Source organism: Aeromonas sp. 25-248 (assembly GCF_053005425.1).
Genome location: NZ_JBRKTB010000011.1, coordinates 111,873 through 138,213, shown reverse-complemented (window position 1 = coordinate 138,213; position 26,341 = coordinate 111,873). Strand labels below are relative to the sequence as shown.

Here is a 26,341-nt window from a genome sequence, read left to right as displayed (position 1 = left end):
AGCAAATAGGAACCGTGATGGGCAATAAAGATGAAAAGGGCGCCATGGCGCCCTTTTCATTGCAGATCTGCCGTCAGGTCTTGCTCTGGCAGTTGAACATCCAGTGGGTGCCGAATTTGTCCACCAGGGATCCGAAATAGTCACCCCAGAACATCTCCGCCAGCGGCATCTCCACCTTGCCTCCCTCGGCCAGGGCCGCGAACAGGCGATCGGTCTCGCCTCGGCTGTCCGGCTCCAGATTGAGGTAACTGTTGTTGCCCTGCACCAGGGTGAACCCCATGCTGGCCGGAGCATCCGTGCCCATCAGCACGTGTCCCCCAAGGATGGGCAGGGCCACATGCATCACCAGCTCCCCGTCTTCCTCCGATAGAGGGGGCTGGCCCGGGCAACCCGGGGACTCCTTGAACCTGTGGATGGGGCCGCTGAAGTCACCGCCGAACACTTCGCGATAGAAGAGGAAGGCAGCCTCCGTCTCCCGGGCAAAATTGAGATAGGTACTGACACGCGCCATGGGTTTCTCCTTGTCACCGATAGCTGGCCCCTGTGGCCAGCTAACAGCATAGAAGAGCACGGGGCTCTGTCAGGTGGCGATCCGGTCCCCCTCCCCGCATGGGGAGCCGTGATCACAGCCCCACCTCGGCCTAACCTCCAAAAGTGCAACCACATTTGCAATGGGTTGCACCTCACATCAGCATTCATAAGATGCATTGCCAACCCATTAATAATGCTGTGAAAAGCGGACAAGCAGCTGGTTTGAAAGGAGCCTGATGGAGACCGGATTCATGGAAGAATTCAACAATGTAACCAATACATTAAAATTTCTTGCTTGAAGGTTGCACCTGGTTGCACCATCATCAGCGAAATTTAACCGTCCGGTAATATTGTTACCTTCTAGACACAGGAAGTCCCATGGCCACTACCACCCTCGGCGTCAAACTCGATGAAGCGACCCGCGACCGCCTCAAACAGGCTGCGCAGACCCTGGATCGCACTCCCCACTGGCTGATCAAGCAAGCCATCTTCACCTATCTGGAGCAACTGGATCGCGGTCTGACCCCGCCCGAGCACTCCGGGCTGGCTGCCGCCGCCGGGGAAGAGGCCGTCGAGACCCTGACCGAGCAGGGCATCCAGGTCTTCCTCGAGTTTGCCGAGAGCATTCTGCCCCAGTCCGTGCTGCGGGCCGCCATCACGGGGGCTTATCGCCGCCCCGAGACCGAAGCCGTCCCCATGCTGCTGGAGCAGGCTCGTCTGCCCAAGGAGAAGGCTGACGCGACCCAGAAGCTGGCCATGGGCATCGCCGAGAAGCTGCGCAACCAGAAGAGCGCCAGCGGCCGTCAGGGCCTGGTGCAGGGGCTGCTTCAGGAGTTCTCCCTCTCCTCCCAGGAAGGGGTGGCCCTGATGTGCCTGGCGGAGGCGCTGCTGCGCATCCCCGACAAGGCGACCCGGGATGCCCTGATCCGCGACAAGATAAGCGGCGGCAACTGGAGCCAGCACCTGGGCCAGAGCACCTCATTGTTCGTCAACGCGGCCTCCTGGGGTCTGCTCATCACCGGCAAGCTGGTGGCCACCCACAACGAGGCGGGCATGAACAGCTCCCTCAAGGGACTCATCGGCAAGGGGGGTGAGCCGCTCATCCGCAAGGGCGTCGACATGGCGATGCGCCTGATGGGTGAACAGTTCGTCACCGGCGAGACCATCGCCGAGGCGCTGGCGAACGCTGGCGGCATGGAGAGCAAGGGGTTCCGCTACTCCTACGACATGCTGGGGGAAGCGGCCCTGACCGAGGAGGACGCCAAACGCTATCTGGCCTCCTACGAGCAGGCCATCCACGCCATCGGCAAGGCCTCCCACGGTCGCGGCATCTACGAGGGGCCGGGCATCTCCATCAAGCTCTCCGCCCTGCATCCGCGCTACAGCCGCGCCCAGTACGATCGCGTCATGGAGGAGCTCTACCCCACCTTGCTGGGCCTGACCCAGCTCGCCAGGCAGTATGACATCGGCATCAACATCGACGCCGAGGAGGCCGATCGCCTGGAGATCTCCCTCGATCTGCTGGAGAAGCTCTGCTTCGATCCGTCCCTCGCCGACTGGAACGGCATCGGCTTCGTCATCCAGGCCTACCAGAAGCGCTGCCCCTATGTGATCGACTACGTCATCGATCTCGCCAAGCGCAGCCGTCACCGCCTGATGATCCGTCTGGTGAAGGGCGCCTACTGGGACAGCGAGATCAAGCGCGCCCAGCAGGAAGGGCTGGAAGGCTACCCGGTCTATACCCGCAAGCCCTACACGGACGTCTCCTACCTCGCCTGCGCCCGCAAGCTGCTGGCGGTGCCCGAGGCCATCTATCCCCAGTTCGCCACCCACAACGCCCATTCGTTGTCGGCGATTTACCAGCTCGCCGGTCAGAACTACTACCCGGGCCAGTACGAGTTCCAGTGCCTGCACGGCATGGGTGAACCGCTCTACGAACAGGTGGTCGGCAAGGTGGCCGATGGCAAGCTGGGTCGCCCCTGCCGCATCTATGCTCCGGTGGGCAGCCACGAGACCCTGCTCGCCTACCTGGTGCGCCGCCTGCTGGAGAACGGGGCCAACACCTCCTTCGTCAACCGCATCGCGGACAACAACATCTCCCTCTCGGATCTGGTGCAGGATCCGGTGCAGCAGATCGAGCAGATGGCCGCCCGTGAAGGGACCCTGGGTCTGCCCCATCCGCGCATCCCCCTGCCCCGGGATCTCTACGGCGAGGCGCGCCCGAACTCCGCAGGTCTGGATCTCGCGAACGAGCACCGCCTGGGGTCCCTCTCCGCCGCCCTGCTCGCCAGCACCAACACCGCCTATCAGGCCGTGCCCATGCTGGGTTGCGACACCGAGGCGCCGACCCAGTTCCAGCCCGTGCTCAACCCGGCGGATCACCGCGATGTCGTCGGTCAGGTGAGCGAAGCCACGGTAGCGCTGGTGGACAAGGCGCTCGCCTGCTCCCTCACGAGCGGCCAGATCTGGCAGTCCACCCCGCCAGCCGAGCGGGCCGCCGTGCTGGACAGGGCCGCCGATCTGATGGAATCCGAACTGCAACCCCTGATGGGCCTGCTGGTTCGCGAATCCGGCAAGACCTTCGCCAACGCCATCGCCGAGGTGCGCGAAGCGGTGGACTTCCTGCGCTACTACGCCGCCCAGGCGCGCAACCACTTCGCCAACGACACCCACAGGCCGCTCGGCCCCGTGGTCTGCATCAGCCCCTGGAACTTCCCGCTGGCCATCTTCAGCGGCCAGGTGTGCGCGGCCCTGGCCGCCGGCAATACGGTGCTGGCCAAACCTGCCGAGCAGACCCCCCTCATCGCGGCACAAGCGGTGCGCATCCTGCTGGAAGCGGGGGTACCCGCCGGAGCGGTGCAACTGCTGCCGGGCCGTGGTGAGACCGTGGGTGCGGCGCTCATCGCGGACGAACGGGTGCGCGGCGTCATGTTCACCGGCTCCACCGAGGTGGCGGGCATCATCTCCCGCAACCTGGCCGGTCGCCTCGACGCCCAGGGCCGCACCATTCCCCTCATCGCCGAGACCGGCGGCCAGAACGCCATGATCGTCGACTCCTCCGCCTTGACCGAACAGGTGGTGATGGATGTCATCTCCTCGGCGTTCGACAGCGCCGGTCAGCGCTGCTCCGCCCTGCGAGTGCTGTGCGTGCAGGATGACGTGGCGGATCGGGTGATCCGGATGCTCAAGGGCGCCATGGCCGAGTACAAGGTCGGCAGCCCCGAGCACCTCTCCACCGACATCGGTCCCGTCATCGACGCCGAGGCCAAGGCCAACATCGAGCGCCACATCAAGGCCATGGGCGACAAGGGGCGCAAAGTGCACCAGATCGCCCGCACCCAGGGGGATGCCTGCAGCCGCGGCACCTTCGTGCTGCCGACCCTGATCGAGCTCGACAGCCTGGACGAACTGGGACGCGAAGTGTTCGGCCCTGTGCTGCACCTGGTCCGCTACCCGCGCACCCGGCTCGGGGAGTTGCTCGAGCAGATCAACGGCAGCGGCTACGGCCTGACCCTGGGTGTTCATACCCGCATCGACGAGACCATCGCCCAGGTGGTGAACGTGGCCAAGGTGGGCAACCTCTACGTCAACCGCAACATCGTGGGCGCCGTGGTCGGGGTGCAACCCTTCGGTGGGGAAGGGCTTTCCGGCACCGGTCCAAAGGCCGGCGGCCCGCTCTACATGTATCGCCTGCTCGGCGCCCGTCCCCAGGAGGCGGTGGCCAACCAGCTGCACCAGGAGTCCGGTGCCCTGCATGCCGAGGCGAAAGCCCCCCTCGTGGCCCTGCGCGGCTGGGCGAGCAAACAGGATCCGGCCCTCGCCGCCCTGTGCGATCACTACGCCGCGCTCTCCCAGAGCGGCCGTACCCAGCTGCTGACCGGCCCCACCGGCGAGCGCAACAGCTACAGTCTGCTGCCCCGGGAACGGGTGCTCTGTCTTGCCCAGGAGAAGGCCGACCTGCTGGCCCAGCTAGCCGCCTGTCTGGCGGTCGGCAGCCAGGTGCTGCTGCCGGACGATACCCAGACACGCTCCCTGCTCTCTTCCCTGCCGACCGAGGTGCGGGATCCCATCGCGCTGGTGGCGGACTGGGCCACGGGGGAGACGGACTTCGATGCCCTGCTGCACCACGGCGACTCGGATCAGTTGCGGGAGGTGAGCAAGCTCGCCGCCGCGCGCCAGGCAGCCCGTAACGGCGCCATCATCGGTGTGCACGGCCTGCATCGCGGCGAGACCGACATCCCGCTGGAGCGCCTGCTCATCGAGCACGCCCTCTCGGTCAACACCGCCGCCGCCGGTGGCAACGCCAGCCTGATGACCATAGGCTAAGCGCCACATAGTGACGGAGACTCAAGCCCCGCCGATGCGGGGCTTGTTCTTTCGTCTATGGGACACGCCCATGAAAAAGGCCGCCCCTGTCGGGGCGGCCTTTTTGTTCTCCCTTCTCCCCTCGCGGGAGAAGGGTGGGGGATGAGGGGCGACTCGCCTACACGTACTCCATAAAGACGCGGGAGGTGAGCTTGGTGATGAGCTCATAGGGAATGGTGCCGATCTGGTCGGCCACCCGCTCTACCGGCAGCCCTTCCCCCCAGAGCACCGCCTCGTCGCCCGCCTTGTCGGTGGCGCCGGGACCGAGATCCACCGTGGTCATGTCCATGGAGACGCGGCCCACCAGGGGCACGATGCGGCCATTGACCAGCACTGGCGTGCCGTTGGGGGCCATGCGCGGATAACCGTCGCCATAGCCGATGGCAATCACCCCGAGCCGGGTATCGCGATCCGACACCCAGTTGGCGCCATAGCCTACCGGCTCGCCCGCCTTGTGATCCCGCACTGCAATCAGTTGTGTCTTGAGGGTCATCACCGGCTGCAGGTCGTAATCGGCCGCCACCGTATTAGGGAAGGGGGAGACGCCGTAGAGGATGACGCCGGGGCGGATCCAGTCGCAGTGGGAATCCGGCCACGCCAGGATGCCTGCCGAGTTGGCCATGGCGCGCTCGCCCTTGAGCGGCGTAGTCAGCTGGCTGAACAAGTCGATCTGCTCGCGGGTGGTGGGTTGCTCCAGCTCATCGGAGCGGCTGAAGTGGGTCATGACGTTGAACGGCTGCACCACGTTCTTGCACTTGCCGAGGCGCTCGATAAAAGCGGGCATCTCCTCGGCCCGTACCCCGAGGCGGTGCATGCCGGTGTCGAGCTTGAGCCAGGCCACCACGGGGGCAGGCAGCTCCGCCTGCTCCAACGCTTCGAGCTGCTCCCAGGTGTGCACCGCGGTCTGCAGGTTGTTGGCCGCCAGCACCGGCAGGTCGGCGGCGCTGAAGAAGCCCTCCAGCAGCACGATGGGCTTGACCACGGCGCAGGAGCGCAGCATCAGCGCCTCTTCGATGCGGGCCACCGCGTAGGCGTCCGCATCCACCAGGGTGCGGGCGACTGGCAGCAGGCCGTGGCCGTAGGCGTTGGCCTTGACCACGGCAATGATCTTGCATTGGGGGGCGTGGCGTTTGACCACGGCGAGGTTGTGGCGCAGGGCCGCTGTGTTGATCTGGGCGATAGCCGCTTTCATCTGTTTTCCCTTACGAGGGCATGATAATCAGGCACCGGGTGGTGTCAGCCCTCAAATCTCATCGTCTAAGGCCGGACCGGCAGAATTGTCGAACCGGGAAAACTGTTTATGGATGCCGGGAGCAGGCTCCCGACTTAGTAGTCATCGTCAAACGCCGGGCCCGCGTAGTTGTCAAAACGCGAGAACTGACCCTGGAAGGTGAGCCGCACTCGTCCTATGGGGCCGTTACGCTGCTTGCCGATGATGATCTCGGCGATCCCCTTGTCGGGGCTGTCGTCGTGATAGACCTCGTCGCGGTAGATGAACATGATCAAGTCCGCATCCTGCTCGATGGAGCCGGATTCCCGCAGATCCGAGTTGACCGGGCGCTTGTCGGCCCGCTGTTCCAGGCTTCGGTTCAGCTGGGAGAGCGCCACCACGGGGCACTGCAGCTCTTTCGCCAGCGCCTTGAGGGAGCGGGAGATTTCACCGATTTCCAGAGTACGGTTGTCAGACAGCGCCGGCACCCGCATCAGCTGCAGGTAGTCCACCATGATCATGCTGATGCCGCCGTTGTCCCGCGCCACCCGACGGGCACGGGAGCGCACTTCGGTCGGGGTCAGGCCGGAGGAGTCGTCGATGTACATCTTCCCCTTCTCCAGCAGCAGCCCCATGGTGGAGGAGAGCCGCGCCCAATCCTCGTCGTCGAGCTGGCCGGTCCGCACCTTGGTCTGGTCGATGCGCCCCACCGAGGCGAGCATACGCATGATGATCTGCTCGGAGGGCATCTCGAGGGAGAAGATCAGCACCGGCTTGTCGGCGGTGAGGGCCGCGTGCTCGCACAGGTTCATGGCAAAGGTGGTCTTGCCCATGGAGGGACGGGCGGCGACGATGACCAGATCCGAACGCTGCAGGCCGGCGGTCATCTTGTCCAGATCGTTGTAGCCGGACGACACGCCGGTCACCCCGTTGTGGGGGGTCTTGAACAGCTCTTCAATCTTGTCGACGGTCTGCTCGAGGATGAGCTTCAGGGGCTGGGGGCCCTCGTTGGCGCTGGTGCGCTGCTCGGCGATCTGGAACACCTTGCTCTCGGCAAGATCCAGCAGATCGTTGGAGGTACGGCCCTGGGGCTCGTAGCCCGCTTCGACTATCTCGTTGGCGACCGAGATCATCTCCCGCACCACCGCCCGCTCACGCACGATCTCGGCGTAGGCACTGATGTTGGCGGCACTCGGGGTGTTCTTGGCGATCTCCACCAGATAGGCGAAGCCACCGGCCTCTTCCAGTTGCTCGGAGCGCTCGAGCTCCTCCTGCAGAGTGATGAGGTCGATGGGGTTGCCCGCGTTGGAGAGGCGGGTCATGGCCTGGAAGATCAGGCGGTGCGGGCGGCTGTAGAAATCCTTGTCGATCACCCGTTCGGCGACCCGATCCCAGGCCTCGTTGTCCAGCATCAGGCCGCCCAGTACGGACTGTTCGGCCTCAAAAGAGTGGGGAGGTACTTTCAGCTGTTGTGTCTTGGCGTCTTTTTTCGCCGTCACTTGCTCTGCCATACACATAAAAACCGCAGCGGGAAGGGGACGGGAATTTTACAAAAGAAACCCCGCCATCGCGAGTGCTAATACGTCCCGTCATCGCATCCGGCGACAAGACGGGACCCAGGCCTCGTCAGCGTCATCCACTTCTGCGCCGCAGACCTGCCTCACAGTACGAGAAAGGGCCAGACCAGGGTCTGATCTTTCGTTCTTGCTCTTTGTTTGTTGCGCAGCCTGCGCACCGAGCGACTCGGCCGTCTGTGTTTCATGGGCGCCTCCCCTGTCGGACGACTCAATCTGTTCATGAATAATTCATGCCATCCGTGATAATCATACCCGCAAGCTGCAACACAAAAAGGGACTGGCAGCCTGCCATGCGCCTCGCTGAGCTTGCACAAGCAGAGCATGCCCCCACCTACATGAGAGTGAAAGAGTCAAAATGAAAAAGATGCTGACCCTGTTTGCCCTGATCCTGGCCATTGGCCTTGGGGCACCCATCGCCGAGGCCAAGAAACTTGGTGGCGGCAAATCCTTTGGCAAGAGCTACAAGACGGCTCCGGCCCAACCTGCAGCCAAGCCGGTCGACACCAAGAACCCGACCGTGGGCGCCCAGGCACCCAAGAAAGGCGGCATGATGGGCGGCCTGCTGGGTGGTCTGCTGGCCGGCGGCCTGTTTGCCTACCTGCTGGGCAGCGGCGCCTTCGAAGGTCTGCAAGGGATGGACTTCCTGCTGATCGCCCTGCTGGCACTGGGCGGTGTCTTCCTGTTCCGAGCCCTGCGCAGGAACAAGGCGGCAACGGCCCAGCCACAGACGGCCTATGCGGGCTATCAACCGCCCCAGAGCGCGGCCCCCCAGCAGTTCGAGCAGAGCCACAGCGCCCCGCAGGCCACCGGTTTTGCCGACAGCGACGTGCCCTTCCGTCTGCCCCCGGGCTTTGACATGAACGGCTTCCTGGCCGGTGCCCGCGATCACTACCGCACCCTGCAAGAGGCCTGGAACAAGAACGACCTGGAGAAGATCCGCGAGTACGTGAGCCCCGAGCTGTTCGAGCACCTCAAGGCCGAACGCGCCGAGCTCTCCGGTGAGCAGCACACCGAGGTGATGTACGTGGACACCCAGCTGGTCCGTGCCGACTACGGCAGCGACTGGGCCCAGGTGAGCGTGCGCTTCAGCGGCCGCTACATGGATCGTCAGGAGCAGGTCGAGGAGGATATCAAGGAGGTGTGGCACCTCGAGCGTGATCTCGCCAAGGACAATGCCCCCTGGCATATCGTCGGCATCGAGCAGCTCTAAGGTTCAACCGACCCATTTCATCAAGGCGACCTCAGGGTCGCCTTTTTATTGCCCTCAGATCGTGTCATGCCCTATTTCGAGGCAGCTTCCCGTGGCCGGATATATTTCCCGAGAGACACAGCTGATGACATTGAAAATAAAAAGAGAGGCAGCCATGGCTGCCTCTCTTTTTTATTGGCTCGGGGTGCAGAGATTATTTGCAACCCTCTACCGAGGTGGAGTTGATATAGCTGACCTCGCCGGCCGGCTGATAATCGGCGACCTGGATGGTCTTCTTCGCCGCGATATAATCCTTCAGCACACCGGCATCCACCAGACCGGCATTGATGGTGTCGATCTTCGGATAACCGTCACCACCGGCCGCGCTGAAGCTCGGGATGGAGAAGCTGTAGGTTGCTGCCGGATCGAAGGCCTTGCCGCCGATGGTGGCGATGTCCACACTCTTGGCTTGGCAATCCACCGTCATCTTGATGCCGCCGAACTGGGCATAGCCACCGGTATTGGCGGTCTTGGTCGCGACCTGACCCAGGTAGGTCAGCAGCTCGTTGCCGCTCATGGTCGCCTTGTTGACGGTGTTGCCGAACGGATGCACGGTCAGCACGTCACGGTAGCTGATGTCCCCTGCCGCGATGGAGGCACGCACCCCACCGGAGTTGACGATGCCAAAGTCGGTGCTCAGCTTCTCGGCGGTCGCGGTGGTGATGAGACGACCCAGGTTGGTCTGCTTGTTGCGCACGTTGGCGCGCTCACCGTCCAGTACGCCATCGGTGGCACCGATGACCACACCCAGCTCCTGCTGTCCCTTCTCCTGATAGGTGAGCAGGGTGTTGTAGAGCTCGGGATCCTTGACGATCTCTTCCTGAATGAAATCACCGTCCGCGTTCTTCAGGTTGACCGGGATCAGATCGTACTGGGTCAGGGTCAGCTTGCCATTCTGATAGTCAAACTGGGCACGACCCACATACTTGCCCCACTCGTGAGCCTGCATGATCCAGGTGCCGTTCTGCTGATCCGGCTGGCAATCGTCGCCCGGCTTGAAGTCGGCGTACTTGTCCGGGGTGCCCGGCTCCATGCAGACCGGGTTCTGGGAGTGACCACCGATGATGGCGTCCAGGGTGCCTGCCGGCAGCGCACGGGCCATTTCCACGTCACCCGGTGCGTTGCTGCCGTGCTGACCATTCTCGTAATGGCCCATGTGGGTGATGGCAAGAACCAGGTTCGCCTCTTTGTTGTCGCGGATCTGCTTGCCGAGATTGGCGGCTTCCGTGGTCGGATCGCGGAACTCCAGGGTCTGGACGTTGTTGGGATCCACCAGCTGGGCGGTGTCCTCTGTGGTCAGACCCAGCACGGCGACCTTGAGGCCGCTTTCCAGCTTGAACACCTTGTAGGGATCGAAGTAGCGCTTGCCGCTCGTCTTGTCATAGATGTTGGCGGAGATCATCGGGAACTGGGCCCACTGGCGCTGTTTCTCGAGGATGGTCAGGGGGTTGTCGAACTCGTGGTTGCCCACCGCCATGGCATCGTAACGGATGCTGTTCATGGCCATGAAGTCCGGCTCTGCATCCTGCAGATCCGACTCTGGCACCCCGGTGTTGACGTCACCGCCGGAGAGCACCAGCACTTCGCTGCCCGCCGCTTTCGCCTCGGCACGCAGCCGCTCGACCAGGGTCTTCTGGGCCGCCATGCCATATTCGCCCTTGTCGTTGTGCCAGAAACGACCGTGGGTATCATTGGTATGCAAAATGGTCAGCTTGCAGACATTTTCGGTGCAGGGGGCGACGCTGTCGTTGCTTGAGGTATTGCAGCCGCTCAATGCGGCAAGCACTGCCAGTGCGATACTTCCTTTGACAAATTTATAATTCATTTCCATATCACCTTGTTATTTTGTTATTGGACGACCCTATCCAGGATCGGGCGGTAATATAACAAACAACATGTGACGGTTTTTCATCGGCGACTCACAAATTCCGCCAAATGTGATCATCCACGCAACCTGTTTCCCCTATTTGGAACAGAGGCCCCCACTCGCAGAGCAATTTCCCCCATGATGGCAGCCCGCCGGTAACGGTTATGGCATACTGCCCGCCAATCAATGCCAAGGAGTGCCTGGAATGGCCAAGTACGACAAAATTTCCCCCGAAACCCAGCAGGAGGCGATGAAGATCGCCCGTGCCAACCAGAAGCCGGGGCAGACCAAGGAGCAGACCCAGCTCATCGCCCAGGGGATCCAGAAGGGCATAGACGAATACAAGAAACAGATGAAGGCGAAGGCCCGCGAGGCCAGCCGCCAGAAGAAACTGCAAGCCAAAGCCAGGCACTCTTCCCAAGAGACGTCGGAAGAGGAGAGCGAAGCCGAGGTCATCGAGCTCACCCGCCAGCACCCGCTGCCCTGGATCCTGCTGGTGCTGAGCTGGCTGGTATTTGCCGTGCTCTGGTTCTGGTTCCGCTGATCCTGCCCAGGCAAACCTTTGCCCTGCGATCCGCTTCACAGCCCGGGCGCGGGGGACTGGTCATTCCCCACCAGGACTGCCTACACTCTGCCCCCCTTGTCAGGAGACCCTCATCATGAATCCGGCCCCGCTCTATCTGCTGGCTCCCCTCGCCCTCTTCCTCGTGACCCTGGTGCTCTATCGCATCTCGCCACTGCGGGCGGTCGCCGCCGGCCATGCCCGCTGGTTTATCCTGCCCGCCTTCACCCTCTTTATCCTGCTCATCGTCATCAATGGCAATGCGGATCCCGCCCTGCGAAGCCCTGCTTTCCACTGGCTGATGCCGGGGCTGGGCTTTGCCCTGAGCCTGTTCCCTGCCCTGCCCAAGGCACTGGTACCGCGCCTGGCTATCAAGGAGGGAGCCTTTGCTGCCCTGGGTCTGATGCTGATGAGCCTTGCCATGGTCTACTGATCGGCAAACGCTGGCGTCACGATGGCGCCAGCCCCCCTTCTTGTACAAAGAATGGCCTTCAGGCATCTTGGTGGGCGGATAACCGGCATGGAGGCCAGATGAACAATCCGCCCGATTTCATGGCGCTGTGGGATTATCAGGATCCCGTTGCCAGCGCCCAGCGTTTCCAAGCACTGCTGCCCGAGGCGCGTGCCACCAACCTGCAATGGGAGCTGGAGCTCCTCACCCAGATAGCCCGTACCCATTCGCTGCAACGCCAGTTTGCACAGGCGCACCAGCTGCTCGACGAGATAGAACCCCGCCTCACCGAGGCGACTCCACGGGCCCGCCTGCGCGCCTTGCTGGAGCGTGGCCGCACCTTCAACTCCGCCGGGGACAAGGTCAGCGCCAAAGCCCTGTTTGAACAAGCCTGGCAACTGGGAGAGCAGCACGAAGAACACTATCTGGCCATCGATGCGGCCCACATGGTGGCCATCGCCGCCCCCCTGGAGGAGCAGAGCCACTGGCACCAGCTGGCGATGACCCTGGCCGAGCGCAGTCACGACAAGCGGACGCGAGGCTGGCTCGCCACCCTCTATAACAATCAGGGCTGGACCCTGTTCGAGCTGGGTCTCCTCGACGAGGCCATCGCCTGTCAGCAAAAGTGCCTGGCCTGGCACGAGCAGCACAACAACCAGGGCAAAGCCTTTATCGCCCGCTGGAGTCTGGCGCGCCTGAGCCGGGCCCAGGAGCGCCATGAACAGGCCATGGCCGAACTGGCGCAGTTGCGCGACGACATGGCCGCCGCAGGCACCCCCGAGGATGGCTATGTGTTCGAGGAGCTGGGGGAGAATGCACTCGTGCTCAATGATCCCGCGGCGACCGAGTACTTTGCCCGCGCCTGGTTTCTGCTGTCACAGGATGGCTGGTTCACCGCCAACGAGGCAGAACGACTGGCCAGGCTCAAGCTGCTCGCCAAACTCTGATAAGCGTGCGGGGCGACCAATTGGCCGCCCCGCACATCAGCATGTCTGCCCGGGAGCAGAGGTGACGGCTCAGGCCGGACTCGCCTCTTCCCAGCTCTGCTTCTTGCGATAAATCGTGGAAGGGCTTATTTCCAGCAGGGCCGCCGCCTTGGGGATGTTGCCGTCACAACTGGCGATGGCCTGCTCGATGGCCTCCTTCTCCACCTGCCAGAGCGGACGGACCTGCCTGCGAACGACGACGGATTCTGACTGGGGATCCGCGATCCCGACCGCAGGCTCCGGGGCCAGGGTACGCCCCCCGTTGAGGGGAGGTGGCAGGATATCCGGGCTCACCAGCTCGCCATCGTTGAGCACCACTATGTTGCGCACCACGTTTTGCAGCTCGCGCACGTTGCCGGGCCAGGGATAGTCGAGCAGCACCTGCACTGCGTCCGCATCAAAATCCCTGAACCGCTTGTTCTCCTCACCGGCATAACGCAGCAGCAACTCCCGGGCCAGCAGCAGGATGTCCTCTCCCCGCTCCCTCAGGGGGGGCAGCGCCAGCGGGATCACGTGCAGGCGATAATAGAGGTCCTCGCGAAAACGCCCCGCCTTCACCTCCACCAGGGGATCCCGGTTGGTGGCGCAGACGAAGCGCACGTCCACCGTCTCCAGCTTGCCGCTGCCGACCCGCTGCAGGGTGCCGGTCTGGATGAAGCGCAGCAGCTTGCTCTGCAGGTCGAGATCCATCTCGCAGATCTCGTCGAGGAAGAGGGTGCCGCCGTCCGCCAGACTGGCCGCCCCCTTGCGATCCCCTTGGGCACCGGTAAACGACCCCTTCACGTGGCCGAAGATCTCGCTCTCCATCAGGTCATGGGGAATGGCGGCGCAGTTGAGGGCGATGAAGGGCTGATCCCGACGCGGGCTGCACTGGTGGATGGCCTCGGCGCACACCTCCTTGCCGGTGCCGCTCTCGCCAGTGATGAAGACGGTGGCCTTGCTCGGCGCCGCGCTCTCGATGATGCGATAGACCGCCTGCATCGCCATGGAGGCGCCGATGAAACCGGCAAAGGAGCTGCGCTCGAAGTTTTCCCGATACTGGGCCACCAGCGAGCTGAGCTGCTGGTGCTTCAGGGCATTGCGCGCCGTGGCGCACAGGCGCTTGCCATCGAACGGCTTGGTGAGAAAATCGAAGGCCCCGAACCGCATCGCCTCCACCGCCACATCCACCGAGCCGTGAGCGGTGATCACCACCACGGAGCAGGGCAGCTGCCGCTCCGTGATCTGCTGCAAGATGTCCATGCCGGACATGTCGGGCAACTCCAGGTCGAGCAGCACCACAGGGGGCGGGCTTGCCAGCAATTGTGCCAAAGCCTGCTGGCCACAATCTGCCAGCTGCACCTCGTAGCCATCCTGGGCCAGATACTGCTCATAGACGACCGCCAGACTGCGGGTATCTTCCACCAACAGGACACGGGGTTTGCTTTCAGCCACGAGATCCATCCTTGCGCTTGATTTTGTTGTCTATTCTGGGGGCTAGCCGCCACACACTCAAGACGGCCTCATCGCTTTATCCGGGGGATTGCGACAATACACAAGCAAAAACGGCTCCCTGGGGAGCCGTTTTTATGGTGCTTTGAGCTTATTTCTTGGCGTTGTCGCCATCGGCAGCCGGTTTTTCGATGGCCAGCAGCTCTACGTCAAATACCAGCACGGCGTTGGCCGGGATGGAACCTGCACCGTGCTCGCCATAGGCCAGCTTGGACGGCAGGAAGAACTTGAACTTGGAGCCGACCGGCATCAATTGCACCCCTTCGGTCCAGCCCGGGATCACCTGGTTGAGCGGGAAGGTAGCCGGCTCGCCGCGATCGACGGAGCTGTCAAACTTGGTGCCGTCGGTCAGGGTACCGGTGTAGTGCACCTTGACGATGTCGGTGGCCTTCGGCTTGGCGCCGTCACCCATCTTCTCGACCTGATATTGCAGGCCGGACTCGGTGCTCTTCACGCCCTCTTTCTTGGCGTTGGCAGCCAGGAACTCTTCACCCTTCTTCAGGTTTTCCACGGCATCCTTGTCGGCCTTCGCCTTGGTCAGCTCGTTGATCTTGGCGTCGTATTCCTGCAGAACCTTCTGGATCTCCTCGTCGGTCATCTTGGCTTCTTTGCCCAGACCGTCGGTGACACCCTTCAGGATCACGGTGTTGTCCAGCTTGATGCCGAGCTCCTGCTGGCGCTCCAGGGTATTGGCGATATAACGACCCATGGAGAGGCCGATCGCATAGCCGGATTGCTCTTCAAAGCTCTTGGCCTCAGCCTTGGGGGCCTCTGCCGGCTTGCTGGCTTCTGCCTTGACCTCTGCGGTGTTGGTCGCAGCAGGTTTCTCATCTTTTTGGCAAGCAGTCAGACCGACGGCAACCGCCGCAGCCAACAGGGACACCTTCAGAAAATTGTTCATCAGTTTCTCCAAAACTCTAAATACCGCTCTCGGTTCCTTCGTGAAATGAGAGGTTTATCGTGATAAGCGCCTTATACTAACGCCGTGATCGCAGGTAACGAAAGCATGAGACAGGAAAAATGATCAAAAGTGCCATTTATCTCATCGGTATTTGCCTGATGCTGACGGGGTGCGAACAACGCTCACTTCCCAGCCAGCAGATCCACCTCGCCAACCAGGGTCTGCTGAGCGCGGATCTCGCCAGTTCCGGCAAGCTCGCGCTCGTCTCCAGCCTGGGTCAGGGCACTGTGGTGTGGGATCTGGAACAGGGCAAGGAGCGCTGGCGCTGGCGCCAGAGCGACGACCAGGAGGAGTTCGTCACCCTGACCCGCTTCTCCCCCGATGACAGCCATGCCATCACCGCCACCCAGCACACCTTCGCCATCTGGCGCTTGCAGGATGGCCGCTCCCAGGGCTACTACTCCCTGCCAGAATCCCCCCTGCGCGATGCGGCGATCTCGGCGGATGGCCGCCAGGTGCTCATCGGCCGTGAAGACGGCAAGGCGGAAGTGGTCGACACCCAGACCGGACGCCGGCTGCAATTCCTCGGCCACACCGAACAGGTCAACACGGTGGATCTCTCCCCCAATGGTCGCTATGCCCTCACCGGCGGCAACGATTACAGCGCCTATCTGTGGGACACCCGCACGGGCCAGGTGGTGTGGCGCTTCAACCACGCCGGGCGAGTCGTGATGGCGAGACTGGATCCGTCCGGACGTTTCGCCTTCACCGCAGACAGTCGCCAGGCCAGCATCTGGGATCTCAAAACCGGCAAGGAGCACAGCAGGTTGCAATATGATCACCGCTTCGAGGTCTACACCAGCGCCCGCTTCGCCAACGGCGGCAACTGGCTCATCACCGGCGCCCCCTCCCGCCAGCTCACTCTGTGGCAGGTGAGTGACGGCCAGCCGTTGCAGAGCTGGCGCGTCTCGCCCCATCCCAAGGTGAAACCGCCGAGCGCTGTGGTCTATGGCGTGGCTTTGCGCGACAATGACCACCTCGTCAGTGCCAGCTCCAGTGGCCTGGCTGAAATCTGGACTATCAAGTAAGGACCAAAAGGCCCATGAGTCAGCAACTAAACGAACGCCTCGAAACCCTGGAAAGCCGCCTCGCTTTTGCCGAATATACGGTGGAGCAGCTCAACGACGAGGTCACCACCCAGGGTCGCGAGCTGGACCGGCTCAAACACCAGATCCATCTACTGGTGGATAAATTGCAGAGCGTACAGCCGAGCCAGATCGCCAGCATGGCCGAAGAGACGCCGCCACCGCACTACTGATGCGTGCCAGCCATAAAAAAACCCGCGCCATGCGCGGGTTTTTTTATCATCGACCAGGCCGTGATCAGTGCTGATGGCCCTTGCCACCACAACCGCCACCACCGCAGCAACCACCGTGACCGTGATCGTCACCGTGATCGTGTGCATGGTTGTGACCGTGGCCACCACAGCAGCCACCGTGGTCGTGATCGTGATCATGGCCGTGATCATGGTCATGACCATGATCGTGACCGCAGCCACCGGCGCCGTGCACATGGCCGTGGGCCAGCTCTTCGGCGGTCGCGGCACGCACGTCCTTGATCTCGACCTTGAAGCCCAGGGTCACGCCAGCCAGGGGATGGTTGCCGTCCACCTTGATGAACTCCTCGGACACCTCGATGACGGTCACCGGGCGGTGACCATCGTCGGTCTCGGCCACAAAAGTATCCCCTTCAGACACTTCCATGCCGTCGAACAGCTCGCCGGGCACTTCCTGCACCAGATTCTCGTCGTACTCGCCATAGGCCTGGTTCGGCGTCAGGGTGACGTCGAACGCCTCGCCCACGCTGCGACCTTCCAGCTCGGCTTCGAGGCCGGAGACCAGGTAACGGGTACCGTGCAGATACACCAGCGGCTCTTTACCGACAGTGGTGTCGATGACTTCACCGTGTTCGTCGGTGACCGTGTATTCCAGCGTAACCACGCTCAGGGGAGCTACTTTCATGTCAGGGATCCTGCGGATAGAAAAAAACGGGCTCAGAATACCTCAAAAAGGCAGACAAGCATATGGTCGGCCCGGCTTCAGCGTGATGAAAAAGTCATCAACAGCGACCAGCCTGACCGGCGTACCATCACCTTGAGGCATGGCACTCACTCGGGACGAAACACCCCTATCACCTGCTCCGCCTCGCGCGTCGCCTTGTCCACCTGCTCCTGGGTCTGCACCTGGGTATCCCCGCACTCGACACAGGTCACCTTCTCGACTCCATGCTCCATATACAGCATCATGGTGTCCATCTTGCCGCACGCCGGGCAAACCGCCCCGGCAATGAAGCGCTTTTTACGTCTGGTTTCCATTTTTGTTACCTCCAGGCAGCATCATATCAGGGTTTTTACATGCATCACGCCATCGAATATCAGCATTTTTCCACTTCCACCCTTCAGGTCGGCCCCCGCAAGCGCTCCCCCATGGGCCAATTGCTGCGCGTCACCCAGGGGGCGGCGCTGCTGAAATTGGGTGCCCATGAGCTGCTGCTGACACCTGGCAGCCACTTCTGGCTCTGTGCCGATGCCCTCGCCGCCTTCACCCCTCTGGCTGACTGCCAGCATGATCTGCTGGCCTGCTCCGTGCGGGTGCCCCAGCCCGCCCAGGCTGGCTGGTTGCAGGCAAACCCGTTGATGGACGCACTGCTGGACAGCCTAGCGGCCTGGTCACGCCCCCGAGACTGGCAAGGCCCCTATGGGCAGCGACTGCAAGTGGTGGGGGATGAGTTGCATGGCTGCACCATCTCGTCACTGGGGGATCAGGCACTGCAAGATGCCTGGCAAGCCCTGGCCAGAGCGCAGCCGGATAGCGTGGCTGCCTGGCAGACCCTGCTGGGCACTCGCGGTCTCGAGGGCCCGGACGCCCAGGCACTGCAGGATCAGTGGCAACTGTTGCAGGGGATTCGCCTGCTACGAAGCGGCAGCACACCGTCACAGGTGGTGAACAGGCTGGGTTATCGGGATGAAAGCGCGCTGGCCGAGGCTCATCTGCAATGGCTCGGGGCGCCCCTCTCCCCTCAGCCGTCCGCGACCCGATAAGAGAGGCATAAAAGGATGGCAAAAGAAATCCAGTTTTGCGGCTCACCGCCGCTAACAACAAAGGAGTCATTCATGTCACCATCCTTTATGCTGAACACCCGATTGACCGTCACCGACTAGATCAACAGGACATCCGCCATGACGAGCAAGGCCAACCAATCCCAGGGCATGTTGCTGTTCCACCTCTCTGCCAGACAATCCTTCGCCATCGGTACCCTCAAGGTGAAGGAGATCGTGCCCTACACCCAGCTCACCGCCCTGCCACAATCCCATCCCACCGTGCTCGGGGCCGCCAGCATGCGCGGCACCACCATCCCGGTGATCGACATGGCAATGGCCGTGGGCTACCGCCCCATCACCCGGGAGGAGATGCCCCACTGCTTCATCATCATCACCGATTGCCGCCGCACCCTGGTGGGCTTTCTGGTGCGGGGCATCGACAAGATCACCGAGTGCAACTGGCGTGACATCGAACCGCCCCCTCCCTCCTTGGGACAGAACGTCTTCGTCACCGGTGTGACCCGGGTGGGAGATCAGTTGATCCAGTTGCTGGATGTGGAACTCATCCTGTCGCGGGTCTATCCGGACGATCCCAGCCATCTCTACCCCGTGCTGACCGACGTGCAGCGCGAGCGGCTCAAGCCGATGCGGATCCTGCTGGTGGACGACTCCTCCGTTGCCCGTCGCCAGCTCATGGCGGCGCTCGATTACATCAATATCCCCTACGAGGTCTGCACCAACGGACGCGACGCCCTCACCCTGATGCAGACCCGGGTCTCCCAGGGCAAGCGGATCGACATCCTGGTGAGCGATATCGAGATGCCGGGGCTGGATGGTTACGAGCTGGCCTTCGAGGTCCAGAGCGATGCCAAGCTGGCGGGAGCCTACATCATCCTGCACACCTCCCTCTCCAGCGAGATCAGCGTGGAGCGGGCCCATCAGGTCGGCGCCCACGAGGCGCTCACCAAGTTTGAAGCCAACGAACTGATCCAGGCCATGCTGCGCGGCGCCGAGCACCACGATCGTCTGCTGGCCTGATGTCGCGGCGAGCCAAGGGCTCGCCGCCCCCTTTTCCTCCCTGCTCTTCCGAGTCGTTGCATGTTGACAGAAAGCCACTTTCACGCCCCCTGGTGGGCCCGCAACCCCCATCTGCAAACCATTTTGCCCAAGTGGCTGCGCCGCTCGCCTGCCCGCTTCATCCAGGAGCGCTTCGAACTCCCGGACGGCGATTTCGTTGATCTGGCCTGGAGCGGCGAACCCGGCCAGGATGAACAACCCCTGGTGGTGGTGTTCCACGGACTGGAGGGGAGCATTCACTCCCACTATGCCAAGGGGCTCTTTGCCCACCTGCAGCGGCAAGGGAACGAGGCGGTGCTGATGCACTTTCGGGGGTGCAGTGGCGAGCCGAACCGGCTGCTGCAGGCCTATCACTCAGGCGCCATCGAGGACGCCCAGGCGGTGATTGCCGAGCTGGGGCGGCGTTTTCCTGGCCGTCCCCTGGTCGCCATCGGCTATTCCCTGGGGGGCAACATGCTGGTCAATCTGCTGGCGCGGGCCTGCCCGGCACCATTGAAGGCGGCGGTGGTAGTGTCGGCCCCGCTGCAACTGGCAAGCTGTGCCGATCGGGTCAATCAGGGCTTCTCACGGGTCTATCAGAACTACCTGCTGCGCACCATGCGAACCAACCTGCAAAGCAAGATCCGGCGCCAGAGCGCGGCACGGGCGCGCTGGCAGCCGGCCCAGATCACCCGCATCGCCACACTGAGGGAGTTCGACGAGCTGGTGACGGCACCGCTCCATGGTTTCAAAAGCGCCGATCACTACTACCAGACCTGCTCCGGCCTGGGCCTGCTGGCCCGCATTCCCATCCCGACCCTCATCATTCACGCCGCCGACGATCCCTTCATGACCGATGCCGTCATTCCGGCGGCGGAGCAGCTCTCCCCTCTGGTGCGCTACGAGCTGAGCAGACAGGGCGGCCACGTGGGCTTCCTGCACGGCTCCCCCTGGCGCCCCCGCTTCTGGCTGGATGAGCGCATCAGCCAGTGGTTGCGGGAGCAGACTCAGGGTGCGAGCCGGTAACCGTTGCGCCCCTCTTCCTTGGCCTGATAGAGGGCACTATCGACTCGCTCGAGCAACATGACGAGGCTCTCCCCGGTTCGCCACTGGGCTATCCCCTGGCTCAGGGTGAGGTGGGGGGAAACGTCGGAATCCTCATGGGGCAGAGCCCTGGCCGCCAGAGTGGCGCGAATGCGCTCCGCCACCTCCTGGCCACCGGCCAGCGTCGTCTCCTGCAGCAACACCACGAACTCCTCTCCCCCGTAGCGCGCCACCAGATCGCCGGGCTCCCGCACACTCTCCTCCAGGCACTCGGCCACTAGGATCAGGCACTCATCCCCCGCCTGATGACCATAGCGATCGTTGTAGCGCTTGAAGAAATCCACATCGAGCAGGATCACGGTGAGCGGTACATCCTGGGTGGTGCCTTGCGCAATGGCACGCTTGCACGCCTGATCGAAGTGGCGACGGTTGGCTATGCCGGTCAGGGGATCCCGGTTGGCCATGGCATTCATCTTGTTTGCCAACATCAGGTTGTCGTGTTCCCTTGACACCGCAAGCTCGAACCAGCCGTTGAGCATGCGCCGCCCCGTCTCCAGCACCACCAGCAAGACCCCGACCACGATGGTGTTGACCAGAACAAAGGGCTCAGGACTCCAGGAGGCTCTCATCAACAAGAACAGCAGGGGGACCGACACCAGTGCGTAAAACAGCCGCACATCGCAATACGCGGCGACGAGACCGGTCAGCAGCAACAGACTGACCATGTTGAAAATGAAACTGAAGCCTCCCTTCAAGTCGACGATCGAGATGGTGTAACCCACCATGGCCCAGGCTAGCCCCCAGGCCAGGGCACAGACGCACAGGGACACCAGCCAGATGGCATGGGATTGACGGGAGAGCCAGCCCCACCCGAGCGGCAGCAGCAGGCCAACACCTATCATGGCAAAGAGCTGCCATTTGTATGACCAGGGCAGGTTGCCGACCAGTACCAGGTGTGCATCCCGATAGATGTAGAAGCGGGTCAGCAGAAATACGAGGGCGATGAGATTGATGACCCAGTACCAGCGCAAACCGGCGCTCAGGGCGCGGCGGCGGGCATCGAACAGGTGCTGTTCGAATTGACTGGAGGGTCGGCGTGCGTCAATGGATTGCATAGCACCCCTCGTCCAAAACGAGACAAATCCCTTGCGCTTGCCGACCAGACACCGACAATATCCGCAACCCACTGAGTGAAGATGAAATCATGATTATCCCCTGGCAAGAACTGGAGCCGGACACCCTCACCAACCTGCTCGAACACTTTGTGCTGCAAGAAGGCACCGAATACGGTGAACAGGATGTCAGCCTGACCGACAAGGTCGAAGCAGTCAGGCAACAATTGCTACAAGGTAGCGCCGTGCTTGTCTACAGCGAGCTGCACGAAAGTGTCAATGTCGTCCCAAAGACTCATTTAAGCAAGTCACCCACTGACGACTTCCCCCAAGCGTAACGCGGTCACGGCTTATCGGGCGGCTCACCCCGCCCTCCCCCTATCCAACTCGCACCATCAGGCCGCATGGCCAGTTCGCCATCCAGAAGCACCTATTCCAACGTACCCGGAGCACAGGGCAGCCCTCGTTCATCGCTATTGCCGGGAAGCGTGGTAGCTGCAGGAGGATGACGGCGCACTTGACCGCACTTTGGGCCACCCCTTATAACGGAACTACCAAGGAAGAGAGAATTCTATGTCCGCCAAGCATCCCATCATCGCGGTCACCGGTTCGTCCGGTGCCGGTACTTCCACCTCCACCAACGCCTTCCGCTCCATGTTCCACCAGCTTGGATACAAGGCGGCCGTGGTCGAGGGGGACAGTTTTCACCGCTACACCAGGCCCGAGATGGACGTGGCGATCCGCAAGGCCCGGGAGCAGGGGCGGCATATCAGCTACTTCGGCCCGGAGGCCAACGATTTCGGTCTGCTGGAGTCCTTTTTCCAGGAGTATGGCCAGAGCGGCACAGGTCAGTACCGGCGCTATCTGCACAGCTTCGACGAGGCAGTGCCTTTCAACCAGATGCCTGGCACCTTCACCCCCTGGCAGGATCTGCCCGGCGAGACGGATCTGCTGTTCTACGAAGGACTGCATGGCGGCGTGGTCACGGGGGAGCACAACGTGGCGCGGCACGTGGACTTTCTCATCGGCGTGGTGCCCATCGTCAACCTGGAGTGGATCCAGAAGCTCATTCGCGACACCTCGGAACGCGGCCACTCCCGCGAGGCGGTGACCGACTCCATCGTGCGTTCCATGGACGACTACATCAACTTCATCACGCCGCAGTTCTCCCGCACCCACATCAACTTCCAGCGGGTGCCGACCGTCGATACTTCCAACCCCTTCAGCGCCAAGGTGATACCCAGCCTGGACGAGAGTATGCTGGTGATCAGGTTTCGGGGCATCAAGCAGGTGGACTTCCCCTACCTGCTGTCGATGATTGACGGCGCCTTCATGTCCAGGATGAACACCATCGTCGTGCCGGGTGGCAAGATGGGCTTCGCAATGGAACTGATCCTGCGCCCCCTGATCCAGCAACTGATCGAAACGGGCAAGATCACCTGAGCCAAGGAGCTTAACGATGCGCGCTGCACTTCTCTCATTCATGCTGGCAACCCTGCTGGGGGGTTGCAGCTCCGGCCCCGCCGCACCCACGGTCGAAACAAGCACCATGGTGGTTCGCCCGGCGGAGCATTGGACCTACGGGGCGACACCACGCTATGCGCTGGCCGAACAATTCCAGTATGCGGGCAACAGCGCCGCGCCCTGGCTCGAGCCGGTACAGCAGGCCGTCATCCGGCAGCTGGACGGCAAAGGCTGGCGCAGCGTTCCCCTGGATGAGGCCGACGTCTGGGTCGCCATCGGGGTAGCTGGCAGCCAGGACATGAGCGATGGCGAGATCTTCTCCCGCCTCGGCATGACACCGGGCCTGAACGCCGCCACCAATGCCCGCAAGGGGACCCTGGCCATCGTGCTGCTCGACGGGCATAGCCAGAAAGCGGTGTGGAGCAGCGCCATCCAGCTCGCCAGCGACGTGCCTGTCGCAGAGGAGGCCCGTGGCCAGCTTAGCCAGCAACTGGCCGCCCAGTTGCTGGGCTCGCTACCGTCAGACTGATGTCTCTTTCAACAAAAACGGCCTGCTTCACGCAGGCCGTTTTCCATGCACGCCGTGACGGCATCAGGGTCACTTCAACTCGCAGGTCAGCTGGGTCACACCGCTCTTGACCAGGGTGGCCTGCTTGTCCTGACGGGAGAAGGTAGTCACCCCATCGGAATAGCTGGCAGTCTCTTTGGGCGACTCGATGCGCCCCAGCTTGTGATAGACACCGGCATAAGGGAACTGCACCATGTCGGCCTGGGCATCATAGGTGATGGCCAGCAACTCTTCCCCGCACTGATACTGGCTGTATTGATACTGGGTCGGCTGCGGCATGCTGCAGGCGGCCAGACCGAACAGGGGAAGCAACATCATCATTTTTTTCATCGCACTTTCCTTATGTCATGGCGTTATCGACGGGACAAACTATAGCGGTCAACCCTCAAGAATTTGATAACTATGGGTAATTTCTACCGCTTTTTCCAACATCAGGGAAACTGAACAATATTTTTCCATGGACAGATCCACCGCACGGGCGACCTGCTTCTCCGCCAGACTCTTGCCGGTCACCACGAACTTGAGGTGGATCTGCTCAAATACCCGGGGAACGGTATCGGCGCGGGTCCCTTCCAGTTCGACATGGCAGGCAGTCACGGATTGACGGGCCTTCTCCAGGATGGAGACCACATCGATGGAGCTGCAACCGCCGACAGCCAGCAGGATCATCTCCATCGGGCTGGCACCTTCACCCGGGTTGGCGCCATCCAGGGTCACCTGATGACCGGACTCGCTCTCCCCCACAAACTTCATGCCTTCCACCCAGCTGACCTTGGCTTTCATCTCTCACTTTCCTCTCAATGACGACGGTTCTAACGCCCATAGCATACCTCAAGCCGGGGTCGAGTGGCACATGCGCCAGGATCTTGCCCGTTCCCGGCGATAAAGCCCCGTTTGTGGCGACAGCAGTCTCTCCTGCGAAACGGACGACGACCCAAAGGGAAATAGATCGAAATCAACATCCGACCTCCTCTTCTTGCCTAGAATGCCCCGGACGACGCAGCAGATGGCGGCTCACCGGTGGACGGCAAAACCCCAAAGCCTTGTCAGCACAGGCAAAGGCTCTTATTCTACTGCGACCAAAGAGTAAGGAATGGCAAGCTTGGCAACTTGCCTGGACGCACAGTCCATAAAAATGACACTACAGAGGAAGTCTCATGATCATTGGCAAACCGCAAAGCGATCCCACCCTTGAGTGGTTCTTGTCGCATTGCCACATTCATAAGTATCCCGCCAAGAGCACCCTGATCCACGCCGGTGAAAAAGCGGAAACCCTCTACTACATCGTCAAGGGCACCGTCGCCGTCCTGATCAAGGATGACGAAGGCAAGGAGATGATCCTCTCCTACCTGAATCAGGGAGATTTCCTGGGCGAGATGGGGATGTTCGAAGAGAACGAGAATCCGGAGCGTTCCGCCTGGGTACGTGCCAAAGGCGCCTGCGAAGTCGCCGAGATCTCCTACAAGAAGTTCCGCCAGCTGATCCAGGTCAACCCGGACATCCTGATGCGTCTATCCGGTCAAATGGCCAAGCGCCTGCAGCACACCAGCCAGAAGGTTGGCAACCTCGCCTTCCTGGACGTGACCGGCCGCATTGCCCAGACCCTGCTCAACCTGGCCAAACAGCCGGATGCCATGACCCACCCGGATGGCATGCAGATCAAGATCACCCGCCAGGAGATCGGCCAGATCGTTGGCTGCTCCCGTGAAACCGTCGGCCGCATCCTCAAGATGCTGGAAGAGCAGGAGCTCATCTCCGCCCACGGCAAGACCATAGTGGTGTTTGGTACCCGCTGACCGGGTTCCGCCGACGGCGCCCGCACAGCGCCGTTGGATAAAAAGGCTGCCCATGGCAGCCTTTTCCGATCCTCTCCCCTATAATCCCGAACGCCCCGCCGTCATGGCCTTCGCCAAGAGAACTCCTATGCACCTTCAATGCCCCCTTTGCCGTAGCCCCCTGCACCTTCATGCCGCCTCCCGCGGGGTCTATTGCGACAACAAGCACCACTTCGATCCCGCACCGGAAGGCTATCTGGACCTCATCCCCGGCAAGAAGAACCCCAAGGACAGCGACAGCCGGGCCCTGCTGCGCGCCAAGCGCCGCTTCCTGGAACAAGGCCACCAGCTGCCTCTGGTGGACGCCATGGCGAACCTGCTCGCTCCTCTTGGCGAGCGCGAGCTTGTCCACCTCGGCTGTGGCGAGGGGTACTACTGCCGTGCCCTGGCTGAGCGGCTGCCCGGCTGGCAGGTCGGCGGTTTCGATCTGGCCAAGAATGCCATCTTCGCCGCCAACAAGGCGCAACCGGAAGGCCAGTTCGTCATCGCCGACCCGGCGCGCGCCCCGCTGCTGCCTGGCACGGCCCAGGTGCTGCTGGTCAACGACCTCAAGGTCAAGACGGAACTCCTGGTCAGCTGGCTGGCGCCGGGCGGCTATCTGCTCCACGTGCAGCCAGGCCCTCGCCATCAGTGGCAATTGCGCGTCAGCCTCAATCCGGTGAGCATGGAACATCCCCTGAGCTGGCCCGCCCTCACCGGGCTTGTCAGTGTTGCCCAGCAACGCGCCCAGTTCAGTACGGCGCTGGATCAGGGCCTGCGCGAGCACATTCTGGAGACCAGTCGCCTCGGCTGGCGTGCCAGCGGCGAGCAGCGCCACGCCTTCACCCACCAGGGGCCCGACGCCCTCGAGCAGGATCTGCTGCTCAGCCTGTGGCAAAAACCGCTGTAAACCGGTGACAAACCATGAAAAAAGGCCCTGACGGGCCTTTTTGACAAAGCGAGTGCGCCTTTCCCCTGACAGGAAGAGACACC

At 62.2% G+C, this 26,341-nt stretch carries 26 protein-coding genes; 15 read left to right on the top strand and 11 right to left on the bottom strand.

Going from position 1 to position 26,341, the window contains the following annotated elements; translation table 11 throughout:
- Positions 1-73 precede the first annotated feature (73 nt).
- Positions 74-511 carry a VOC family protein gene (locus ACVDHI_RS15605; RefSeq protein ID WP_041211205.1) on the bottom strand — a complete coding sequence of 146 codons (438 nt, stop codon included), beginning with the start codon at positions 509-511 and terminating at the stop codon, positions 74-76.
- Between the two features lie 398 nt (positions 512-909).
- On the opposite strand from ACVDHI_RS15605, the gene putA reads away from it, so the two are divergent.
- The gene (gene putA / locus ACVDHI_RS15600; protein WP_447212250.1) at positions 910-4,857 is read left to right on the top strand and encodes a trifunctional transcriptional regulator/proline dehydrogenase/L-glutamate gamma-semialdehyde dehydrogenase; all 3,948 of its coding nucleotides are present in this window, start codon (positions 910-912) and stop codon (positions 4,855-4,857) included.
- A gap of 157 nt (positions 4,858-5,014) precedes the next feature.
- Here putA and alr read toward each other — a convergent pair whose 3' ends face one another.
- Together alr and dnaB are read right to left on the bottom strand one after the other, a co-directional pair.
- Positions 5,015-6,088 (bottom strand): alanine racemase, encoded by a 1,074-nt coding sequence (alr, locus tag ACVDHI_RS15595; RefSeq protein WP_447212249.1) that lies wholly within the window; start codon positions 6,086-6,088, stop codon positions 5,015-5,017.
- Positions 6,089-6,222: 134 nt separating this feature from the next.
- A complete protein-coding gene (gene dnaB / locus ACVDHI_RS15590) occupies positions 6,223-7,617 on the bottom strand; it encodes a replicative DNA helicase (RefSeq protein WP_039040054.1) in 1,395 nt (464 codons plus the stop codon).
- 421 nt (positions 7,618-8,038) lie between these two features.
- Here dnaB and ACVDHI_RS15585 point away from each other — a divergent pair, with 421 nt between their 5' ends.
- A complete protein-coding gene (locus ACVDHI_RS15585) occupies positions 8,039-8,893 on the top strand; it encodes a Tim44 domain-containing protein (RefSeq protein WP_447212248.1) in 855 nt (284 codons plus the stop codon).
- 193 nt (positions 8,894-9,086) lie between these two features.
- Here ACVDHI_RS15585 and ushA read toward each other — a convergent pair whose 3' ends face one another.
- Entirely contained in the window at positions 9,087-10,757 is a 1,671-nt protein-coding gene (gene ushA / locus ACVDHI_RS15580; protein WP_041211202.1) for a bifunctional UDP-sugar hydrolase/5'-nucleotidase UshA, read from the bottom strand.
- 247 nt (positions 10,758-11,004) lie between these two features.
- On the opposite strand from ushA, the gene ACVDHI_RS15575 reads away from it, so the two are divergent.
- The 3 genes from ACVDHI_RS15575 (at position 11,005) to ACVDHI_RS15565 (ending at position 12,759) form a co-directional block, all read left to right on the top strand.
- Entirely contained in the window at positions 11,005-11,343 is a 339-nt protein-coding gene (locus ACVDHI_RS15575; protein WP_103260734.1) for a DUF2956 domain-containing protein, read from the top strand.
- Between the two features lie 115 nt (positions 11,344-11,458).
- A complete protein-coding gene (locus tag ACVDHI_RS15570; RefSeq protein WP_103260735.1) occupies positions 11,459-11,794 on the top strand; it encodes a hypothetical protein in 336 nt (111 codons plus the stop codon).
- Positions 11,795-11,892: 98 nt separating this feature from the next.
- Positions 11,893-12,759, top strand: coding sequence for a tetratricopeptide repeat protein (locus tag ACVDHI_RS15565; RefSeq protein WP_447212247.1), 867 nt, complete (start codon positions 11,893-11,895; stop codon positions 12,757-12,759).
- A 69-nt stretch (positions 12,760-12,828) separates the two neighbouring features.
- Here ACVDHI_RS15565 and ACVDHI_RS15560 read toward each other — a convergent pair whose 3' ends face one another.
- Both ACVDHI_RS15560 and fkpA read right to left on the bottom strand, forming a co-directional pair.
- Positions 12,829-14,232 (bottom strand): sigma-54-dependent transcriptional regulator, encoded by a 1,404-nt coding sequence (locus ACVDHI_RS15560; RefSeq protein ID WP_042881314.1) that lies wholly within the window; start codon positions 14,230-14,232, stop codon positions 12,829-12,831.
- Between the two features lie 148 nt (positions 14,233-14,380).
- The gene (gene fkpA, locus ACVDHI_RS15555) at positions 14,381-15,190 is read right to left on the bottom strand and encodes an FKBP-type peptidyl-prolyl cis-trans isomerase (protein ID WP_029313875.1); all 810 of its coding nucleotides are present in this window, start codon (positions 15,188-15,190) and stop codon (positions 14,381-14,383) included.
- Positions 15,191-15,309: 119 nt separating this feature from the next.
- On the opposite strand from fkpA, the gene ACVDHI_RS15550 reads away from it, so the two are divergent.
- Positions 15,310-16,278: a WD40 repeat domain-containing protein gene (locus ACVDHI_RS15550; RefSeq protein ID WP_161470757.1), complete on the top strand. Its 969-nt coding sequence runs from the start codon at positions 15,310-15,312 to the stop codon at positions 16,276-16,278.
- A 14-nt stretch (positions 16,279-16,292) separates the two neighbouring features.
- Entirely contained in the window at positions 16,293-16,508 is a 216-nt protein-coding gene (locus tag ACVDHI_RS15545) for a SlyX family protein (protein WP_010673249.1), read from the top strand.
- A gap of 64 nt (positions 16,509-16,572) precedes the next feature.
- Here the strand turns inward: ACVDHI_RS15545 and ACVDHI_RS15540 are convergent, their stop codons facing one another.
- Positions 16,573-17,211: an FKBP-type peptidyl-prolyl cis-trans isomerase gene (locus tag ACVDHI_RS15540; protein ID WP_010673248.1), complete on the bottom strand. Its 639-nt coding sequence runs from the start codon at positions 17,209-17,211 to the stop codon at positions 16,573-16,575.
- Between the two features lie 146 nt (positions 17,212-17,357).
- Positions 17,358-17,564, bottom strand: a complete 207-nt coding sequence (locus tag ACVDHI_RS15535) for a YheV family putative zinc ribbon protein (RefSeq protein ID WP_010673247.1) — start codon at positions 17,562-17,564, stop codon at positions 17,358-17,360.
- Between the two features lie 39 nt (positions 17,565-17,603).
- On the opposite strand from ACVDHI_RS15535, the gene ACVDHI_RS15530 reads away from it, so the two are divergent.
- The 3 genes from ACVDHI_RS15530 (at position 17,604) to ACVDHI_RS15520 (ending at position 20,372) form a co-directional block, all read left to right on the top strand.
- A complete protein-coding gene (locus ACVDHI_RS15530) occupies positions 17,604-18,290 on the top strand; it encodes a hypothetical protein (RefSeq protein WP_323941841.1) in 687 nt (228 codons plus the stop codon).
- 138 nt (positions 18,291-18,428) lie between these two features.
- Positions 18,429-19,328, top strand: a complete 900-nt coding sequence (locus ACVDHI_RS15525) for a chemotaxis protein (RefSeq protein WP_182935865.1) — start codon at positions 18,429-18,431, stop codon at positions 19,326-19,328.
- Positions 19,329-19,388: 60 nt separating this feature from the next.
- Positions 19,389-20,372, top strand: coding sequence for a hydrolase (locus ACVDHI_RS15520; RefSeq protein ID WP_301479824.1), 984 nt, complete (start codon positions 19,389-19,391; stop codon positions 20,370-20,372).
- Here the strand turns inward: ACVDHI_RS15520 and ACVDHI_RS15515 are convergent.
- A complete protein-coding gene (locus ACVDHI_RS15515) occupies positions 20,354-21,505 on the bottom strand; it encodes a GGDEF domain-containing protein (RefSeq protein ID WP_182935863.1) in 1,152 nt (383 codons plus the stop codon). The genes ACVDHI_RS15520 and ACVDHI_RS15515 overlap by 19 nt on opposite strands.
- Before the next feature lie 89 nt (positions 21,506-21,594).
- Between ACVDHI_RS15515 and ACVDHI_RS15510 the strand changes: the two genes are divergently transcribed.
- The 3 genes from ACVDHI_RS15510 (at position 21,595) to ACVDHI_RS15500 (ending at position 23,495) form a co-directional block, all read left to right on the top strand.
- Positions 21,595-21,840, top strand: a complete 246-nt coding sequence (locus tag ACVDHI_RS15510) for a YheU family protein (RefSeq protein WP_010673242.1) — start codon at positions 21,595-21,597, stop codon at positions 21,838-21,840.
- Between the two features lie 235 nt (positions 21,841-22,075).
- A complete protein-coding gene (locus ACVDHI_RS15505; RefSeq protein ID WP_010673241.1) occupies positions 22,076-22,945 on the top strand; it encodes a phosphoribulokinase in 870 nt (289 codons plus the stop codon).
- 16 nt (positions 22,946-22,961) lie between these two features.
- A complete protein-coding gene (locus tag ACVDHI_RS15500; RefSeq protein ID WP_447212246.1) occupies positions 22,962-23,495 on the top strand; it encodes a DUF4136 domain-containing protein in 534 nt (177 codons plus the stop codon).
- 69 nt (positions 23,496-23,564) lie between these two features.
- On the opposite strand, the gene ACVDHI_RS15495 is transcribed toward ACVDHI_RS15500, so the two are convergent.
- Together ACVDHI_RS15495 and ACVDHI_RS15490 are read right to left on the bottom strand one after the other, a co-directional pair.
- Positions 23,565-23,864, bottom strand: coding sequence for a hypothetical protein (locus ACVDHI_RS15495; protein WP_010673239.1), 300 nt, complete (start codon positions 23,862-23,864; stop codon positions 23,565-23,567).
- A gap of 48 nt (positions 23,865-23,912) precedes the next feature.
- Positions 23,913-24,317 carry an OsmC family protein gene (locus tag ACVDHI_RS15490; RefSeq protein WP_041211191.1) on the bottom strand — a complete coding sequence of 135 codons (405 nt, stop codon included), beginning with the start codon at positions 24,315-24,317 and terminating at the stop codon, positions 23,913-23,915.
- Positions 24,318-24,691: 374 nt separating this feature from the next.
- Between ACVDHI_RS15490 and crp the strand changes: the two genes are divergently transcribed.
- Together crp and ACVDHI_RS15480 are read left to right on the top strand one after the other, a co-directional pair.
- Entirely contained in the window at positions 24,692-25,330 is a 639-nt protein-coding gene (crp, locus tag ACVDHI_RS15485; RefSeq protein ID WP_010673237.1) for a cAMP-activated global transcriptional regulator CRP, read from the top strand.
- A 127-nt stretch (positions 25,331-25,457) separates the two neighbouring features.
- Positions 25,458-26,258, top strand: a complete 801-nt coding sequence (locus tag ACVDHI_RS15480) for a putative RNA methyltransferase (RefSeq protein ID WP_042864341.1) — start codon at positions 25,458-25,460, stop codon at positions 26,256-26,258.
- Positions 26,259-26,341: the final 83 nt, after the last annotated feature.

What these genes read in the sequence shown, in the direction of transcription:
- ACVDHI_RS15605 (WP_041211205.1), bottom strand. Translation starts at nt 511, where the DNA reads ATGGCGCGTGTCAGTACCTATCTCAATTTTGCCCGGGAGACGGAGGCT.
- putA (WP_447212250.1), top strand. Translation starts at nt 910, where the DNA reads ATGGCCACTACCACCCTCGGCGTCAAACTCGATGAAGCGACCCGCGAC.
- alr (WP_447212249.1), bottom strand. Translation starts at nt 6,088, where the DNA reads ATGAAAGCGGCTATCGCCCAGATCAACACAGCGGCCCTGCGCCACAAC.
- dnaB (WP_039040054.1), bottom strand. Translation starts at nt 7,617, where the DNA reads ATGGCAGAGCAAGTGACGGCGAAAAAAGACGCCAAGACACAACAGCTG.
- ACVDHI_RS15585 (WP_447212248.1), top strand. Translation starts at nt 8,039, where the DNA reads ATGAAAAAGATGCTGACCCTGTTTGCCCTGATCCTGGCCATTGGCCTT.
- ushA (WP_041211202.1), bottom strand. Translation starts at nt 10,757, where the DNA reads ATGAATTATAAATTTGTCAAAGGAAGTATCGCACTGGCAGTGCTTGCC.
- ACVDHI_RS15575 (WP_103260734.1), top strand. Translation starts at nt 11,005, where the DNA reads ATGGCCAAGTACGACAAAATTTCCCCCGAAACCCAGCAGGAGGCGATG.
- ACVDHI_RS15570 (WP_103260735.1), top strand. Translation starts at nt 11,459, where the DNA reads ATGAATCCGGCCCCGCTCTATCTGCTGGCTCCCCTCGCCCTCTTCCTC.
- ACVDHI_RS15565 (WP_447212247.1), top strand. Translation starts at nt 11,893, where the DNA reads ATGAACAATCCGCCCGATTTCATGGCGCTGTGGGATTATCAGGATCCC.
- fkpA (WP_029313875.1), bottom strand. Translation starts at nt 15,190, where the DNA reads ATGAACAATTTTCTGAAGGTGTCCCTGTTGGCTGCGGCGGTTGCCGTC.
- ACVDHI_RS15550 (WP_161470757.1), top strand. Translation starts at nt 15,310, where the DNA reads ATGATCAAAAGTGCCATTTATCTCATCGGTATTTGCCTGATGCTGACG.
- ACVDHI_RS15545 (WP_010673249.1), top strand. Translation starts at nt 16,293, where the DNA reads ATGAGTCAGCAACTAAACGAACGCCTCGAAACCCTGGAAAGCCGCCTC.
- ACVDHI_RS15540 (WP_010673248.1), bottom strand. Translation starts at nt 17,211, where the DNA reads ATGAAAGTAGCTCCCCTGAGCGTGGTTACGCTGGAATACACGGTCACC.
- ACVDHI_RS15535 (WP_010673247.1), bottom strand. Translation starts at nt 17,564, where the DNA reads ATGGAAACCAGACGTAAAAAGCGCTTCATTGCCGGGGCGGTTTGCCCG.
- ACVDHI_RS15530 (WP_323941841.1), top strand. Translation starts at nt 17,604, where the DNA reads ATGCATCACGCCATCGAATATCAGCATTTTTCCACTTCCACCCTTCAG.
- ACVDHI_RS15525 (WP_182935865.1), top strand. Translation starts at nt 18,429, where the DNA reads ATGACGAGCAAGGCCAACCAATCCCAGGGCATGTTGCTGTTCCACCTC.
- ACVDHI_RS15520 (WP_301479824.1), top strand. Translation starts at nt 19,389, where the DNA reads ATGTTGACAGAAAGCCACTTTCACGCCCCCTGGTGGGCCCGCAACCCC.
- ACVDHI_RS15515 (WP_182935863.1), bottom strand. Translation starts at nt 21,505, where the DNA reads ATGCAATCCATTGACGCACGCCGACCCTCCAGTCAATTCGAACAGCAC.
- ACVDHI_RS15510 (WP_010673242.1), top strand. Translation starts at nt 21,595, where the DNA reads ATGATTATCCCCTGGCAAGAACTGGAGCCGGACACCCTCACCAACCTG.
- ACVDHI_RS15505 (WP_010673241.1), top strand. Translation starts at nt 22,076, where the DNA reads ATGTCCGCCAAGCATCCCATCATCGCGGTCACCGGTTCGTCCGGTGCC.
- ACVDHI_RS15500 (WP_447212246.1), top strand. Translation starts at nt 22,962, where the DNA reads ATGCGCGCTGCACTTCTCTCATTCATGCTGGCAACCCTGCTGGGGGGT.
- ACVDHI_RS15495 (WP_010673239.1), bottom strand. Translation starts at nt 23,864, where the DNA reads ATGAAAAAAATGATGATGTTGCTTCCCCTGTTCGGTCTGGCCGCCTGC.
- ACVDHI_RS15490 (WP_041211191.1), bottom strand. Translation starts at nt 24,317, where the DNA reads ATGAAAGCCAAGGTCAGCTGGGTGGAAGGCATGAAGTTTGTGGGGGAG.
- crp (WP_010673237.1), top strand. Translation starts at nt 24,692, where the DNA reads ATGATCATTGGCAAACCGCAAAGCGATCCCACCCTTGAGTGGTTCTTG.
- ACVDHI_RS15480 (WP_042864341.1), top strand. Translation starts at nt 25,458, where the DNA reads ATGCACCTTCAATGCCCCCTTTGCCGTAGCCCCCTGCACCTTCATGCC.